Below are 14,365 nucleotides of genomic sequence, written 5' to 3' on the forward strand. Positions count from 1 at the left end.
CAGCGATTCCATCATCGAACTAGCAGAATCGCCGACCGCCAGCTGCCCCTGCCAACAGGCCCAGACACTGTTCAGCCAGCCGCATCGCCAACCAAGGACCGAACGCGCCGGTAAACGAGTAACCGAAGCAGAGGAACCGCGGGTGACCAAGGTGTCGGGCGACCGCAAACATGTCCGATGCCCACAGGCCCGGAACATAAGACCCACCTGTACGGGTACTAGCACCGAAGTCCCGCGGCGAAGCCACGATCAGCGTGAATCGTCGGGCCATCATCTGCTCGTGCTCGGGAGTCCACGTGTAGTTGCACTCCGGCGCCAGGAGAGGTGGCCCGCTGCCCGTCACACGGAAGGCGATCTGGGCACCAGTCACGCTCAGGGACTCCATGCGGCGCAGCCTACGGCTGCCAACAATCTGTTACAGGGACACCGCCTTGCCGTTCGTGCTCACCGAGCAGAAGTCGGCTCGGGCGGCGGCGGCGGGCGCGGCGCGCGGCGCCGATCGTTGAGGCGAGACGTCAGCTGCTTGACGTGAGCCGTGATCGCGTCGATTGAACACACTCAGATCTCCTGGTGTCGCCATCAGCCTTGCTCCCGAGCGGCAAGTGCAGCGAGCAGGGCAGCCTCGGCGGCTGTCGTCTTGGGCGTCGTGAGTTCGAGCGCCAGGCCGAGCGCTCGTAACACAAGAAACACCTGCTCGGTGCTGGCCGCCGGATGGCCGGCCTCGAACTTTGCCAGCCACGCACGAGACACTCTGGCGTTCTCAGCCAGCGCGACCTGAGACATTCCACGTCGCTTACGTTCGGCCCGCACCGCGGCACCTAGCTGCCGCGCATCCGAGATGCTCGCCATCACACTCTCCTGTCCACGAATGTAGACGAAATCAAAATGTCTATGTACGTAGACACTATCAAAGGTCTGCGAACGTAGACACGTGATGCGCGGTCAAAGCTAGCCCAACGTTCGTGCTGCGCACAGGGCCAACGACGCACACACCGTGGTTCGTCTACGGCACATGAACACTGACCACAGCTGGAATACGCCGCCCCCATATTCAAGGTTATGCATCAACCTTGAATATGGACGGTAGCGACGACGGGCGAGCCTGCACATCGATGGGCGGCGCGACTCCTCAGCGAATGACGGCCGACGGCGATACCGCGTCGGTCGGCAACGACGTCCTCAACGTCCTCGGCCTCACCACCCCGCACCGACCCCGGTGATCATGAGCAGATTCCGGCCCACGCCGAAGGTGATCGTGAGCGCTGTCGAGTCGCTATGGCAACGCAAATCCGCTCACGATCACCGGTGCCTGAGGCACGAATCCGCTCACGATCACGCCGTCGATAACCAGATCGATGGCCACTTCGCTGAGGTGATGCGCCTGAACGTCGACGAGCGACGGCGGCGCTTTCCAACTACGTGCGGACTACCGCGTAGTTCAGGTGCGTGACCTGCGCTGACGGTTCCGTTTTTGTCTGCTTGATGGTGGCGCGCTCGGGGTCGATGCCGTCGAAGAGCTGGACCCCTTTGCCGAAGAGTACGGGCGAGAGGGCGATGGAAAACTCGTCGACCAGGCCCGCGTTCAGGTACTGGAGGATCGTGTCGCCGCCGCCGGCGATGCGAACATCTCGATCTCCGGCCGCCTTACGGGCCTGCTCAAGTGCGCTTTCGATGCCGTCGTTCACGAAATAGAACGTCGTGCCGCCGGGGCGTTCCCAAGGCTCTCGGACCTCATGAGTCACGACGTAGACGGGGGTGTGGAACGGCGCCTCCTCCGGCCAGCTGACTTCACCAAGGTCGAACATCCGCTTGCCCATGACGCTGGCGCCGGTGCGGCGGAACGTCTCTTCGAGGATGGTGTTGTCGCGGCCTTCCTTGCCCCCCTCGCCGAACTTCAGGTTCTGGCGGAAGAAGCGCTGTCCGAGTACCCATGCCTGAAGCTTCGACCACTGAGCCGTCCACGCTTTGAGGCCGGGTGTGGTCTCGCCACGTCGGAGCGCGTCGACGTCGTCCGGGCTGCTCTCGGGTGCGACGTACCCGTCGAGCGACATCGAGACGCTGAAGAACACCTTGTCCGTCATCACTGGCCTTCCGTCGAGTTGTTCTGGCTGGTGACGTACTCCGCCAGCCGGCCAATGGTCTGCTGGCCCCCCTCGATCGCGTGGTGCTCCTTGGCTGCTTGGTCGCGGAGTTCGGCGGTCGGGAAGATCGTCCGCATGACGACGTCGGTGGTGTCGCCGTCGTCGTCGAAGGTCAGAATCGACTCGAAGGCATTCGGGTCGTCCGCCGACTCGCCATGCAACAGGACGATCCGCTCCGGGCGCACGATCTCGCGCCAGGTGATCCACTCCGGATAATCCGTGCCGTCCGGGCCGTGCATGGTGAAACTCCAGACGCCGCCCTCACGGAACTCGAACGCGCGCGTTGTGGTGGTGAACCCATTGGGCCCCCACCACTGCGACAGGTGGCGCACCTCGGTGAAGGCGCTGAACACCAGGTCGCGCGGTGCATCGATGGTGCGAGTGATCACGATCTCGCGGTCGGCGGTTGTCTGGTGTGCTGAGTTAGTTGTCATCGGGGTTCTCTTTCTGCGACTCGCTCTTGAGTTCCTGCACGTAGGTGTTCAATCGGTCGAAGCTCTCGTTCCAGAACTCCGCAAAGCCGCCCACCCACTCGTGGATGGGCTGTAGGCCGCGGGCGTCCAAGCCGTAGAGCCGCTGCTTGCCGACCTCGCGGACCTGGACTAGCTGCACCTCCCGCAGCACCCGGAGGTGTTTGGACGCACTGGGCTGCGGGATGCCGAGCTCCTTGGCGAGCTCCAGAACGGGGCGCTCGCCGTTCTTGAGCAGCTCCAAGATGCCGCGACGCTGCGGCTCGGCGATCGCGTTGAACGTGTCGGATGTGGTTGCTGCTCGAGGCATGCACCCATCATATTCCCATATGGGAATACGTCAAGCGAGGCGTTTGTGCGACATCGACACCGCGCGGAGGTGAGGCGCGGTGCGTCAATGACGCGGTAGGCGTATCCAGGCAGCTGAACGCCCGAAGCCGTCGGGCGCCACGATCCCTTCATCGCGCAAGCGGTTCAGCACGAGCCGGATCGTCTGGTCGCTGACCCCCGGCAACGCGGCACGGATGTCTGCCAGGCGCATAGCCGTGGGGGCGTGGTGCATCACGTAGTCGCGAACCCGGTCTTGCTTGCTGCCACTTGCCCTCTGTGTCGCGGCTCGCTGACTGAAGCTTTTGGTATGCGCCCGCCGCCCGCCGTAGCTCGGGTTGTAGGCAAAGCCATGTTTACCGGTGTTGGCTTGGATCAGGTGCCAAGTGTGGTCGTTCGATCACATACCGCGTTGTTGCCGAACGGCCACAAATGCGCAGGTAGGTGGTCGACAGGGGCCGTCGGTGTGTTGCCGGTAGCGGTGAAGACAGGCTTGAATACGCCGAGCCCTTATTCAAGGTTATGCGCTAACCTTGAATAAGGGAGGTAATTGATGGGACGTTACGAGGCGCGAACATGGCCGGCTGATCCCTCCGGGGCTACCCGCGCTGAACGCACATCGTGCCGGTACCAAGCCTACGTCCCGGAGCCTCTCGTAGGAATCGACTTGGATCTGTCGGCTTCTGCGGCGGCCGACGTGGTCGACGTCGAGCAACAGGTGCGCCATCTCAACGATGCTCACCCCGGTTTGGCGAATCTTGAGCCCCTCGCGAGGTTCCTTCTGCGTGCAGAGGCGGTCGCTTCCTCGAACATAGAGGGCTTAGTCCTCAATGTTCGTCGCTTGGCCCGCAGTGAGGCAGCTGAACGAGAGGGCCTACCAGTCACTGATGAGACCGCCAGAGCGGTCCTCGGCAATGTCAAAGCGCTCGACGAAGCTCTCACCCTCGCCTCGGATCCGAACATGCCGGTAACAGTCGACGACATCGGGATGGTCCACAAGGCGTTGCTTGTAGGAACGCGCGATGAGAGATGGGCCGGTGTCGTGCGCAGCGAGCAAAACTGGATCGGTGGAGTAAATCCATGCTCCGCCGCCTTCGTGCCGCCACCCGAGGCGTACGTTCCCGCCCTCCTTGATGACCTCGCCGCATACATCTCCGGAGAGGAGCACCCAGCGCTCTTGCAGGCAGCCCTCGCTCATTCACAGTTCGAGACCATCCATCCTTTTGCCGATGGCAACGGGCGGGCTGGGCGAGCACTCATTCAACTGGTCTTGCGCCGCCGCGGCGTTGCGACACGGGTGGTGCCACCGGTTTCCCTTGTTCTCGCGACCCAGGCCGACACGTATATAGATGCACTCGACCAAACTCGAGTCGATGGTTCCACGGTGTCGGGCCAACTGTTGTGGGTGGAACTGTTCCTCTCCGCTGCCGGCCGTGCGTGCCGCGACTCGTCGCAGTTCGCCACTGATCTGGCCTCGTTGGAAAGTTCGTGGAGGTCCAGCCTCGGACGGGTGCGCGCGAACTCGGCGACGGACCTCTTGGTGACAGCCCTGCCGTCCCTCCCCGTGTTCTCGGTGGCGACTGCTGCGACCCATATTGCGAGGACGTTTCAAGCGACAAGTGAGGCCGTCAACCGGCTGGTGCAAGCAGGCGTAGTGCGGCAGATGAAGGTAGGGCGCCGAAATCGAACATTTGAAGCAGTAGGACTCTTTGAAGCGTTCACCGGGTTCGAGCGACTGCTCGCCAGCCCGGGCGCCGACACACAGATGTCCCCATCGGAACGTCCAGTGCCACAACGTCCGTAACGATCTACCGGATGAGATAGATCTTGCGCGGCGCGGTCATGGTCCGGTCGCGTCGGCCTTCTCGCGTAACGAACGGCGGGAAGTATCTCGGCGCCGGGGATGGTGGGTGCGAGTGAGCGTGGGAGCTCGTCTACCGATGTCGCGGCTGAACCTATCGATGTGAGTTTCCAAATTGGAAAACTCGGTTCCCCGCGCGTTGGCCCGCGGGCGGGGGCGTCGATAGGTATGTCGCTGCTGAAGCATGGACTGCGGCGACCCGCAACCGTAACTTGCGGCGCTCTTGTTTACGGTTATGCTTAAAAAAGTAATCAAGGCTGCCCATAGTTTCGGATGGGAGGGCAATGGCGAAGCCGCCTGAGCCGAAGGGTGTGCCGGCAGGTGGCCGGCACGGCGACGTGCGAGCCGACGAACCCGTCGAACTCCCTGGTGGCCGCCAGGCTGCACTCGACTGGCCGGCAACCGAACACCGTCAGATCCCGTGGCGCACCAACCCTGACCAGCGCGGCAGGGACGGTCGGCGGCCCAACTATCAGGACAGGATGCTCACTTCGGTGGTGGCCGAGGTGCCACCCAGAATCGCCGACGTTCCGGTTCACCTGACTTCTGACCTTGCCGAACTCTGCCGCTACGTCGAGGGGGAGATAGCCCGTCTGGATGCCGAGTACGGCGCCCATCTGGTGGGTCTCTCGTCTTTTCTGGTGCGGTCGGAATCGGTCGCTTCCTCCCGGATCGAGCACGTGTACGCCGACCTCGATGACGTCGCCCGGGCGTCGATCGCCGAAGAAGCCTCGCGTGCAGCCATGGGTACCGTCGCCGCGATCGAGGCGACGGCCAAGCTGATCCACAGCCAGGAGCCCGGTCAGCCGTTCCGCGAGGCCACACTGTTGAATGCCCACCACACGCTTCTCGAAGACGACCCCATGGAAAGCCAATACGCAGGCAAGTACCGCGACGTCCAGAACTGGATCGGGGGCAGCGACTTCAGCCCCCGCGACGCTGTCCACGTCCCCGCCCCACCGGGGGAGATCAAGCCCCTGATGGCTGATCTCGTGGCATTCGCGAACCGGGACGACCTTTCGCCGCTTGCCCAAGCCGCACTCGTGCACGGCCAGTTCGAGGCGATCCACCCTTTCACGGACGGCAACGGCCGCATCGGCCGCGGACTCATCGCCGTGACCCTCCGCAGGCGGGCTGTCGCCCGGCAGGTCATCGCCCCCGTAGCCGCGGCCATGCTGGCAGACGTCGACACCTACTTCGAATCCCTGATCGCCTATCGCCGCGGTGACGGCGGCAGGCTGATCGGCTATATGGCACGCGCCGCGGAAACCGCCACGCGCGAGGCGGCGGTGTCAGCCCAGCGATTGAGCGAGATGCCACAGACGTGGCGAGACCTGGTCCGCCCGCGCGCGAACTCGTCGGCGGCGAAGCTCATCGATGGGCTCGTAGCAACTCCCTACTTCAATGCGCAGATCGCGCAGCGGATCACGGGATCGGCCGCGCCCCGCACGTACGAAGCAATCGAGAAACTGGCAGAGGCCGGTGTCCTCCGGGAGATCACCGGCGGTGCGCGGAACCGCGTCTGGGCGGCCAGCGATGTAACGACCGAAATCGCCGACCTCGACGAACGCATCGGCAGGCGGGTCAAGCCCTCGGGCCGCTGGCGACTATAGGACGCTGAAGCGGAGCAACGGTCGGCGGACATAAGGCGGTCTCGGCGATGCCTGTACCTAAGTACAGTGTTCCCAAGTACAGTCGTCGAAGACTGCCGTGCTCCGGTCCCTGCCGTCATGGGCAACGGCGCGATAGGCGACACACAGGCGGCCAACGACGGCGAAGGCAACCTTGAACAAGCCGGAGCCATATTCAAGGTTGTGCGTTAACCGCGCCGACCTCCTCCGGCCACGAACGACGGTAGGCGTCGCCATCATAGGCGAGCGCGTGTGCCAGGAGGGTACCTGTTGTTCGCTACTACGACGTCGGGCTCGAGGCCTACGAGGCGATAGTGAGCGACGCCTACTTGGAAGACGACGGGTATGAACGGGTGAGATCAAACTCTCCTCTTGGCAAGCTGCTCGTCAACGTACGGCCAGGCCAACGGCTCTCCTATGGCAAGCCCAACGGTGAACCAGCCCTGGTTGAAATCCTGGACGTGACGGACTGAAAGTAATACACGTTCGGCACAGTGCATGGATAAACGCGGAGGTCACATCGCGCGTGGTCAACTTGAGCGCCTGAGCATCTTCCAGGGGTGTTGTAAACTTACAACGCGCACAAGGATGTCAAGCGGGCCGTCGATGAGGCCGAGGAGCTGGGCTTCGAGATCAAGCCACTGAGCAGCCGCTGGCATACGTGGGGATGGATCATCTGTTCCCGTGCGGACAGCACGTCAAGGTGTTCTTGTCGGGCAGGAACCCAACTGGCGGAGCGAAGATCATAGCGAGATTCACGGCCAAACACCGAGCACACATCGAGCATCAGAAGGCAGGTGAGAAGTGATGGACGCCTACGAGATCACGCTGATCATCGACCGTGAACCGAGCGATGCTGAGATTGAAGATGCGTTTGAGTCGTTGGACGGCTTGGGCATGACCGGCATCGAAACAAGCGATACCGGTGTGCTGATCCACTTCGAGGCTGAAGCCGAGTCGATGTCAAGAGCGATCGTGAACACCACCTTCGGGCTCCAGCGCGTCGCTTCGCTGAACGTTCGTGTGGTTGGCATCCATTCAGAAGACCTCGTCACACTCAAGGACATCGCCCAGCGCACCGGCAGGTCGTACGAGTCCGTGCGGCTGCTCGCGAATGGCCGGCGAGGCCCTGGGCACTTCCCGCGTCCGCTGAGCGCGGGAACCTTCAGCTTGTACTCATGGGAAGAAGTCCTCATGTGGCTCGCTACCTACCAGGGCACCACGCCACCAGGCGACTACGGGGCCGTGCTGGCCGCGGCCGATCTCCTGATTCGTGCCGGGGAACTGCTTGGGCAGGAGCAGCGTTGCGAGCTTGCGCCGCTGCTAACCGGGCACGTTGAGACAGCGTGATCGATACGAAAGGTAACCTCGGCTCCGACGTGACGCGAATGTCCGATTGACCGCGCTCATCAGCTGACCCACCGCGTTCTGCGAGAAGTGACGTCGTCACCTGTGCTGTGCGAGCTGGCGATTCGTTGTGTCCGTGGTCGCTGGTAGGAATAGCCCACACAGATCATCATTGCGGCGGGCGAGGTGGGCAAAGTGGGCAACGAAGCGGGTCGCACACCGGGCGGCGCCATGTCAGGCGTCGCAGACGTTGGCAAGGCGGACGTGGCTTCTGACCTCGTGGACACTGTCATGGGGGCGGCTGCGGACGCTCCTGACCTAGACGACGACGCTCGCCTTCTGCTGCTGTCGATATTCACCAACGACGACGACATGCAGGCGGAACTGATCGGCAGCGCCCCCAAGCGCAACACCAAAGCTGCGTCAGAGAGCCCGGCCGTGCCGGCCGGAGCGTTCCTGAAGTCGGTCACCGTGACCGGCTTCCGCGGCGTCGGCGTCCAGGCACGGCTCGATTTGCATCCTGCGCCGGGGGTCACCGTCGTCGCGGGCCGTAATGGCTCCGGCAAATCGACGTTCAGCGAGGCCGTGGAAGTAGCCCTGACCCGGACGTCGTACCGCTGGAGCAACAAGAAGAACGCAGCGTGGCGAGCCGGCTGGCGCAACCTTCATCACGCCGACCCGTGCGGCATCAAGGTGGAGCTGGCTGAGCAGCATGCCGGCCTCACCACCATTGGCGTGGACTGGACGGCTGATTCGGAGCTCGACGGTGGGACGTTCTGGACACAACGCCCGGGAGAACGGCGCGACACCGCTGCTGACCCACTCGGATGGGCTGCTCCGCTGGAGCTTTACCGGCCTTTGCTCTCGTATGACGAGCTCGGCGGCATCCTCGAGGCCGGGCCGAGCAAGTTGTACGACAAGCTCTCCATCGTGCTCGGGCTGGGGCCGATCGCTGACGCCGTGGACCAGCTCGACGACTTGGCCAAGGCAGCGGCCGCACCCCGGCGCGAAGCGAACAAAATGGTCTCGCAGCTGCTCACCAGACTCAACGCATCGCAAGATGCTCGTGCGGCCGAAGCGCACAAGCTCCTGAAGGCGCGCAAGCGCGACCATGACGCCATCGCGCAGCTCGCCACCGGCGTGGGCACGGCACCGGCCGACGACCTGGCGGTGCTGCGCACGCTGGCTGCACTGACGGTTCCGCCGGTAGACGACGTCCGTGCCCTCGTCGAGAAGTGCGTGCAAACACGTCATGCGCTTGCCGAGCTGTCCGGAACCGCGGCCGAGGCGCTCGTTCGCCGTACCGCCTTGCTGAATCACGCGCTGGAGCATGTAGCCGTCACCGGTGCCGGGCCGTGTCCCCTGTGCGGCGTCGGTACGCTCGACGATGCGTGGGCTGGCGAGGCACGCGGCGAAGTCGCCCAGCTGAAGCAGCAGACCGAAGCGCTCGAGAAGGCCGATGCGGCCTACCAGACAGCGCTGCGTCAACTGCGGTCAATACTTCCGATCGCACCACCGGCACTGGAGGCCCACGTCGACTGCGACCTGCCCAGTAAGGAACAGGCAGCCGACGCTTGGCGCGCTGTGCGCGATGTCGATGTCACCACTGCATCCGGACCGCAGGAGTACCTCGACGCCTACACCACCCTCGTAGCGAATGTGGCAGAGCTGCGGCAGGCGGCCGAAGCCGAACGCCAACGACGCGAGGACCTCTGGGCGCCCCTAGCCAGCAGCCTCGCCGAGGTAGTCGGCGCGCTGCGAAAGGCCGACGACGCGGACCGACGTGGCGTCACGGTCAAAGCGGCTGCCTCATGGCTGAAAGAGCACGCCAACCAGCTACGCAACGAGCGCCTACGCCCCATCTCCGACCATGCGCAGCAGATCTGGGCCGAGCTGCGACAAGAAAGCAACGTGGATCTCGGGCCGATCGAAGTGGCTGGCACCAATACCCGGCGCCGGGTCGAGCTCTCCGCCGAGGTCGACGGTCACGAGACCGGGGCGCTCACCGTCATGAGTCAGGGCGAGCTCCACGCCCTTGCCCTAGCACTGTTCTTACCGCGGGCGACGTTGCCCGCAAGCCCGTTCCGGTTCGTCGTCGTCGATGACCCCGTGCAGGCGATGGACCCGGCCAAGGTGGACGGCTTGGCCCGGGTCCTCGAGCGGATCGGGCGGACCCACCAGGTCATCGTGTTCACCCACGACAACCGGCTGCCCGAGGCCATCCGATGTTTAGGAATCGACGCCCGGATCCTTGAGGTGCATCGAGCCGAAGGATCCAAGGTCGAAGTAGTCAACGCCTCCGACCCCGCACAGCGCTACCTGTCCGACGCTCACGCCGTCGCCCGGGATCCCGGGGCAGACGCGGAGGTCCGGCGGCGGATTATCCCCGTGCTGTGCCGGCTCGCCGTCGAGAACGCTTGCCGCGAGTTGTTCACGGCCCGGCGCTACGCACGCGGTATCAGTCGCGACGACGTCGAGGCGGCCTGGGACCAAGCGCGGACGACTCGTCAACGGGTTGCGCTTGCGCTTCATGACGATCCCAAAGCCGACCCGCAGCCGTGGCTGGCACGCGGCAACCGGCGCAGCGGAGCTATGCAGGTCATCGGCCGCGACAGTCATCACGGCCTGGAACGCGACGCCGTTGGCGCCGTCGGTGACGTACGCCTGTTGGTCCAAGACCTCCGATCGGAGGCGAGATGAGCACGCCCGACCCTGCCCGCCTGCTGACACTGGCCGAGCAGATCCTCGCCGGAGACGTTGACACACCACGAGCCCGCTCGTCGCGCTCAGCAGCGATCCTCGGGCGTACAGCATTGGAGCGGCTGGTCCAGGACCTTTGCGCCCGTCACGGCTTGGAGGTATCGGCCGCTTCCATGCGAGTTCAGCTCGCCTGCCTGTCGGCTGTGACCCCGTCCGTCGCCAGCGAGGCCAACATGGCGTGGTGGGGACTCAGCCGAGCCTGTCATCAGCACGCGTACGAGATCGCGCCCAGCCACGACGAGGTCCGGCGATTCCTCACCCGCGTCCGCCAGCTCAGCGGGTGACGCTGTCCGTGGCAGTTTGAACAACGCGGGCAGCACCCGAAGCGCGAGGTGGTGCCACTATTCAATACGGGCAGGCGGGTAGCGGTGCGAAACCTCGTCGAGCTTATTGTGCGCAGCGGCGATGAGATCCACGTCGAGCGCGGCGGCCAGCTGAACAAGATAGTTCGTCACGTCCGCAAGCTCAGAGCGGATCCGGTCCGCGGCCTTGGCGTCGTCCGACATGACGGTCGCGGCCTCGTCGGGTGTGAGCCATTGGAGTTCCGCCACCAGCTCGCCCACCTCACCCGCCAGCGCCATTGCCAGGTTTTTCGGCGTGTGGAACTGCTCCCAATCCCTCTCGGCAGCGAACGCTGCAAGCCGGCCAGTCAGTTCGGCGAGACGGTCGCCCGGATCGCCAGAATTCGTCGAGCGAGCTACAGCTCCGTCGGATTCAGTCACGCATCCATGTTTACCAGCATGACCTCATCGGCCGAGCGCTTCGCTCATGCAGAAGTCCGCGTGCGGGTCTGTTCGATCAAACTCGCCAGGAACTCCCGGGTCTCGGGATCGGTGGCGTAAAGGACTGTGCCGACCATTCCACGTGTAAGGAGCACCTTGTAGATGTGGCGAACGAGGCGATCGAATTCCTCGTCGCTCACAGCATTGCGGCTGCGGAACGACGGGTCGCGGTTGGCGCTGCGGTTGGTTCGCAATCGACCATCCCGGGCAATCAAATCGGGACCGATGATCACGCCTGACCAGTCGTACTCGAATCCTTGAGCTGTGTAGATACACCCAACCTGGCCGAAGCCGGCGGGGTCGGTGGCCCAGTACGAACGCCCGGGTGCGCCGCCAACGGAACGGTCGCTCTTGGCGTTCCAGGGCCGCGCCCAGTCGTCGATCTGAACGTCTGCGACAAGTGTGCCGTCGTCGCGGGGGTCACTCCACGGCCAGCAGAACCCCGCCGACATCCGCGCGGAGAATCCCTCGTCAAGCTTGCCCGCGAGAATCGCCTCGAGCTCCATCGGCGAGTCGGCCACCTGCACCTCGAACCGGTCGTCGCCCTCCCACGCGACCGGGCCGCCCGGATCAAGGCCGAGCAGGTTCCTGACCCATCGCTCGTAACTCGCACTACCACCACAGCGGAACTGACCCTCGAGGTCGACAGGATAGACCTCCAGATTCCGACGACGCGCGGCCTCGTAGATCGCCTCGACCGAGCCGATCTCACCAGGTTTCACCACCTGGTGTTCGTCGAGGAGGAAGACCGGAACTCGGGCGACCGAGATCAGCTCGTCGACCTGGGGCCTTCCGGTGCGTTCGGCTGCGCGGGTGAAGCGGTTGGCCGACGTCTCCCGGATGCGGTGCGCTTCGTCGGCGATAAGGACGTCGAAGCTGTTCGGCTCGATGCTCATGAAGCTGTTGAAGTACTTGAACAGATTCTTGAGCCGGGTCGAGCCCTTACCTGCGTACCTGCGCAAGGTCTCGGTGAAGGATTTCGAGCCAGTGGCATGGATGACGGTCCTGCCCTGGCGAGATAGCTCGCCGAGCAGCGAAAGGGCAATGACACTCTTACCGCTCCCCGGCCCGCCTCTCACGACGACCACGCGCTTGCCGTCCTGCCGATGTGCCCGCTCCACCGCATGCAACACCAGCTCGTAGGCGAGCCGCTGTTCGTTCAACAGGGTGAATTGCTCGCGGTTCTTGATCTCGTCCGCGGCTACGGCTAGGAGCTGGCGGCTGGGCCGGATCGCGCTTGCCATGAGCCGGTCGGCGGCGGGCGCACCCGGCGACGGCGCCAGATGATGGCGGAGGTACTCGAGGAACTCGCTCCTGCGCTGCGCAGTGAACATACGGCTGTGCTCGTCCTGGCGGAGGCTGAAGAGATCCTGTACGCCGTGGTCGGTGGCGTTGTGAAGGTAGACCACCCCCTTCACCGCACCTTCTTGGCCATTGAGCGAGGCTGTGAAGTCGATCAGATGCTCGCAGTAGCCACGTACCTGAATGGCCGGATTCAGCCTTGGGCCGCCACGAGTGCCCTCTGCGAGCACCAGCTGGTCGTCGTCCTCCCAAGCCTCGGCGCTGCTCCACTGCTTCAGCTCGACCACCACGTACGAGTCGTCACCGGTACGTGGGTCGGTGCCAGCGAGAATGACGTCCACGCGTTTGCTGGTCAGTGGCAACCGATGCTCGATGAGCATCTCGACGGCGCCAAGATCGGCATCAACCAGATCACGAGCAAGGATCGGGAGACTGCGATCCCACGAGCGCATCTCCGCATCCGAAACCCGCGCACCCGTTGTGTACCGGACGTGCTCTGAGATGCGGACCGCCAACGTGCCCTCAAGTGCCAGCGCAGCCAAGCCTTCGGCAGAGACGCGGAACGCCGACATCGGCGACAGAACCCCCAGGGCAGCACGAAGTTACTCGTGCGGGTGGGGGCATATCCGCCGATAAGCAGAAGCCCGTCGGGCCGCAACCTTGCAGAGATGACCCTAGCGGACGAAGACATCATCGCGTCGCGGCGCCGGGCCGGTTCTGGGCGCGTACTGTCCTGACCTCAGAACTTCGTCCGCGCCCGACGGTTGTCTCCGGGGTGACGTCGCCTTTCGGGCACCGCCGTCCGTGTACGGGTCGGCAAGGCAATCAGCGCGTCGGGAGGCATGCCGCACCACTAGTCCGAGTAGGTGCGGTTGTCATCGCCACCCGAACACAACATTAGGGGCGAAGGTCATTCATTGACGCCATGCCAGGATGGCAGTCCATAGGGCCACACCATGTGTCTGGCGGGAGTTCCACTGGCGACGCTGAACGACTGCGGCCTGCCGCGGTGCGTTAACAAGTTCACAGAGCCTGCGCGTGATCGTTACAGTCGACGCATGCTGGCGGGTGAGGGGAATCGGTGAGGTCCGTGGCACGTCCAAGCCCAGCGTACGTACTCCACTTCACGCATATGGGACACCTCGAGACCGTTGTAGCGAATGGACTCCTCAGCGATTCCGAGGCCAGAGCTACAGGTGTGCTCGCAAATGAGGTTGGTCTCCAAGACGTCAAGGCACGCCGCCGTGCGCGATCTGTCGACGTCGGACCGGGTCGCACCGTCGGCGAGTATGTCCCGTTCTATTTCGCGCCCAGGAGCCCCATGATGTTCATGATCGAGAAAGGCGGCGTTGCGACGTATCAGAACGGTTGCGACGATCTGGTGTACCTCGTGACGACTGTGGAGACCCTGATTGAACAGCAGCTCAAGGTCGTGTTCTCCGATCGGAATGCCGTGCTCAGCCTTGCTCGGTTCACAGACAATGTGAGAGATCTGGACGACCTGATCGACTGGGAACTGATGCAGGCTCAGTACTGGTACAACACTCCTGACTTCCCCGATAGGAAGGAACGTCGGATGGCCGAGTGCCTGGTGCATGATCGGGTTCCCTGGCGTGCGTTCACGCATGTGGCAACACGCACCAAGCACACTGCTGAGCGTGTTCAAAGCGTTCTGGGTAGCGTGGGAGCTACAACACCCGTCATTGTCAGACCCAGCTGGTACTTCTGAACTATGAGGAGGACG

13 protein-coding genes are annotated in these 14,365 nt (G+C 63.9%); 6 read left to right on the plus strand and 7 right to left on the minus strand.

The window, feature by feature from the left end; translation table 11 throughout:
* Positions 1-19: 19 nt before the first annotated feature.
* The 5 genes from G8760_RS16130 to G8760_RS16150 all read right to left on the minus strand — a co-directional run bounded on the left by G8760_RS16130 (position 20) and on the right by G8760_RS16150 (position 2,921).
* Complete coding sequence (locus G8760_RS16130) at positions 20-385, minus strand: alpha/beta fold hydrolase (RefSeq protein WP_166352954.1); 366 nt, start codon at positions 383-385, stop codon at positions 20-22.
* Between the two features lie 194 nt (positions 386-579).
* A complete protein-coding gene (locus tag G8760_RS16135) occupies positions 580-849 on the minus strand; it encodes a helix-turn-helix transcriptional regulator (protein WP_166352956.1) in 270 nt (89 codons plus the stop codon).
* Between the two features lie 566 nt (positions 850-1,415).
* Positions 1,416-2,081 (minus strand): dihydrofolate reductase family protein, encoded by a 666-nt coding sequence (locus tag G8760_RS16140; RefSeq protein WP_166352958.1) that lies wholly within the window; start codon positions 2,079-2,081, stop codon positions 1,416-1,418.
* Complete coding sequence (locus G8760_RS16145) at positions 2,081-2,575, minus strand: SRPBCC family protein (RefSeq protein WP_166352960.1); 495 nt, start codon at positions 2,573-2,575, stop codon at positions 2,081-2,083. Before G8760_RS16145 ends, G8760_RS16140 begins: the two co-directional genes overlap by 1 nt.
* Entirely contained in the window at positions 2,565-2,921 is a 357-nt protein-coding gene (locus G8760_RS16150; RefSeq protein WP_166352962.1) for an ArsR/SmtB family transcription factor, read from the minus strand. The genes G8760_RS16145 and G8760_RS16150 overlap by 11 nt, the downstream gene beginning before the upstream one ends.
* 684 nt (positions 2,922-3,605) lie before the next feature.
* On the opposite strand from G8760_RS16150, the gene G8760_RS16155 reads away from it, so the two are divergent.
* From G8760_RS16155 to G8760_RS16175, 5 genes are all read left to right on the plus strand, one after another.
* The gene (locus G8760_RS16155; RefSeq protein WP_207782423.1) at positions 3,606-4,742 is read left to right on the plus strand and encodes a Fic family protein; all 1,137 of its coding nucleotides are present in this window, start codon (positions 3,606-3,608) and stop codon (positions 4,740-4,742) included.
* Positions 4,743-5,293: 551 nt separating this feature from the next.
* Positions 5,294-6,412, plus strand: a complete 1,119-nt coding sequence (locus G8760_RS16160; RefSeq protein ID WP_166352966.1) for a Fic family protein — start codon at positions 5,294-5,296, stop codon at positions 6,410-6,412.
* A gap of 825 nt (positions 6,413-7,237) precedes the next feature.
* A complete protein-coding gene (locus G8760_RS16165; RefSeq protein ID WP_166352968.1) occupies positions 7,238-7,780 on the plus strand; it encodes a hypothetical protein in 543 nt (180 codons plus the stop codon).
* Between the two features lie 261 nt (positions 7,781-8,041).
* On the plus strand, positions 8,042-10,477 hold the full coding sequence (locus tag G8760_RS16170; protein ID WP_166352970.1) for an AAA family ATPase: 2,436 nt from the start codon (positions 8,042-8,044) through the stop codon (positions 10,475-10,477).
* The gene (locus tag G8760_RS16175) at positions 10,474-10,821 is read left to right on the plus strand and encodes a hypothetical protein (RefSeq protein ID WP_166352972.1); all 348 of its coding nucleotides are present in this window, start codon (positions 10,474-10,476) and stop codon (positions 10,819-10,821) included. Before G8760_RS16170 ends, G8760_RS16175 begins: the two co-directional genes overlap by 4 nt.
* A gap of 57 nt (positions 10,822-10,878) precedes the next feature.
* Here G8760_RS16175 and G8760_RS30300 read toward each other — a convergent pair whose 3' ends face one another.
* Together G8760_RS30300 and G8760_RS16185 are read right to left on the minus strand one after the other, a co-directional pair.
* Positions 10,879-11,259 (minus strand): nucleotide pyrophosphohydrolase, encoded by a 381-nt coding sequence (locus tag G8760_RS30300; protein WP_246222577.1) that lies wholly within the window; start codon positions 11,257-11,259, stop codon positions 10,879-10,881.
* Between the two features lie 44 nt (positions 11,260-11,303).
* On the minus strand, positions 11,304-13,193 hold the full coding sequence (locus G8760_RS16185; RefSeq protein WP_166352974.1) for a DNA/RNA helicase domain-containing protein: 1,890 nt from the start codon (positions 13,191-13,193) through the stop codon (positions 11,304-11,306).
* Between the two features lie 518 nt (positions 13,194-13,711).
* On the opposite strand from G8760_RS16185, the gene darT reads away from it, so the two are divergent.
* Positions 13,712-14,350 carry a type II toxin-antitoxin system toxin DNA ADP-ribosyl transferase DarT gene (darT, locus tag G8760_RS16190; protein WP_425502339.1) on the plus strand — a complete coding sequence of 213 codons (639 nt, stop codon included), beginning with the start codon at positions 13,712-13,714 and terminating at the stop codon, positions 14,348-14,350.
* The last annotated feature ends 15 nt before the right edge of the window (positions 14,351-14,365 follow it).

The organism is Phytoactinopolyspora limicola, assembly GCF_011320225.1.
Classification (GTDB): Bacteria; Actinomycetota; Actinomycetes; order Jiangellales; family Jiangellaceae; genus Phytoactinopolyspora; species Phytoactinopolyspora limicola.

Excerpts from the sequence above, each read along its gene's own strand:
- G8760_RS16130 (WP_166352954.1), bottom strand. The coding sequence starts at position 385 with ATGGAGTCCCTGAGCGTGACTGGTGCCCAGATCGCCTTCCGTGTGACG.
- G8760_RS16145 (WP_166352960.1), bottom strand. The coding sequence starts at position 2,575 with ATGACAACTAACTCAGCACACCAGACAACCGCCGACCGCGAGATCGTG.
- G8760_RS16135 (WP_166352956.1), bottom strand. The coding sequence starts at position 849 with ATGGCGAGCATCTCGGATGCGCGGCAGCTAGGTGCCGCGGTGCGGGCC.
- G8760_RS16150 (WP_166352962.1), bottom strand. The coding sequence starts at position 2,921 with ATGCCTCGAGCAGCAACCACATCCGACACGTTCAACGCGATCGCCGAG.
- G8760_RS16165 (WP_166352968.1), top strand. The coding sequence starts at position 7,238 with ATGGACGCCTACGAGATCACGCTGATCATCGACCGTGAACCGAGCGAT.
- G8760_RS16185 (WP_166352974.1), bottom strand. The coding sequence starts at position 13,193 with ATGTCGGCGTTCCGCGTCTCTGCCGAAGGCTTGGCTGCGCTGGCACTT.
- G8760_RS16175 (WP_166352972.1), top strand. The coding sequence starts at position 10,474 with ATGAGCACGCCCGACCCTGCCCGCCTGCTGACACTGGCCGAGCAGATC.
- G8760_RS16140 (WP_166352958.1), bottom strand. The coding sequence starts at position 2,081 with ATGACGGACAAGGTGTTCTTCAGCGTCTCGATGTCGCTCGACGGGTAC.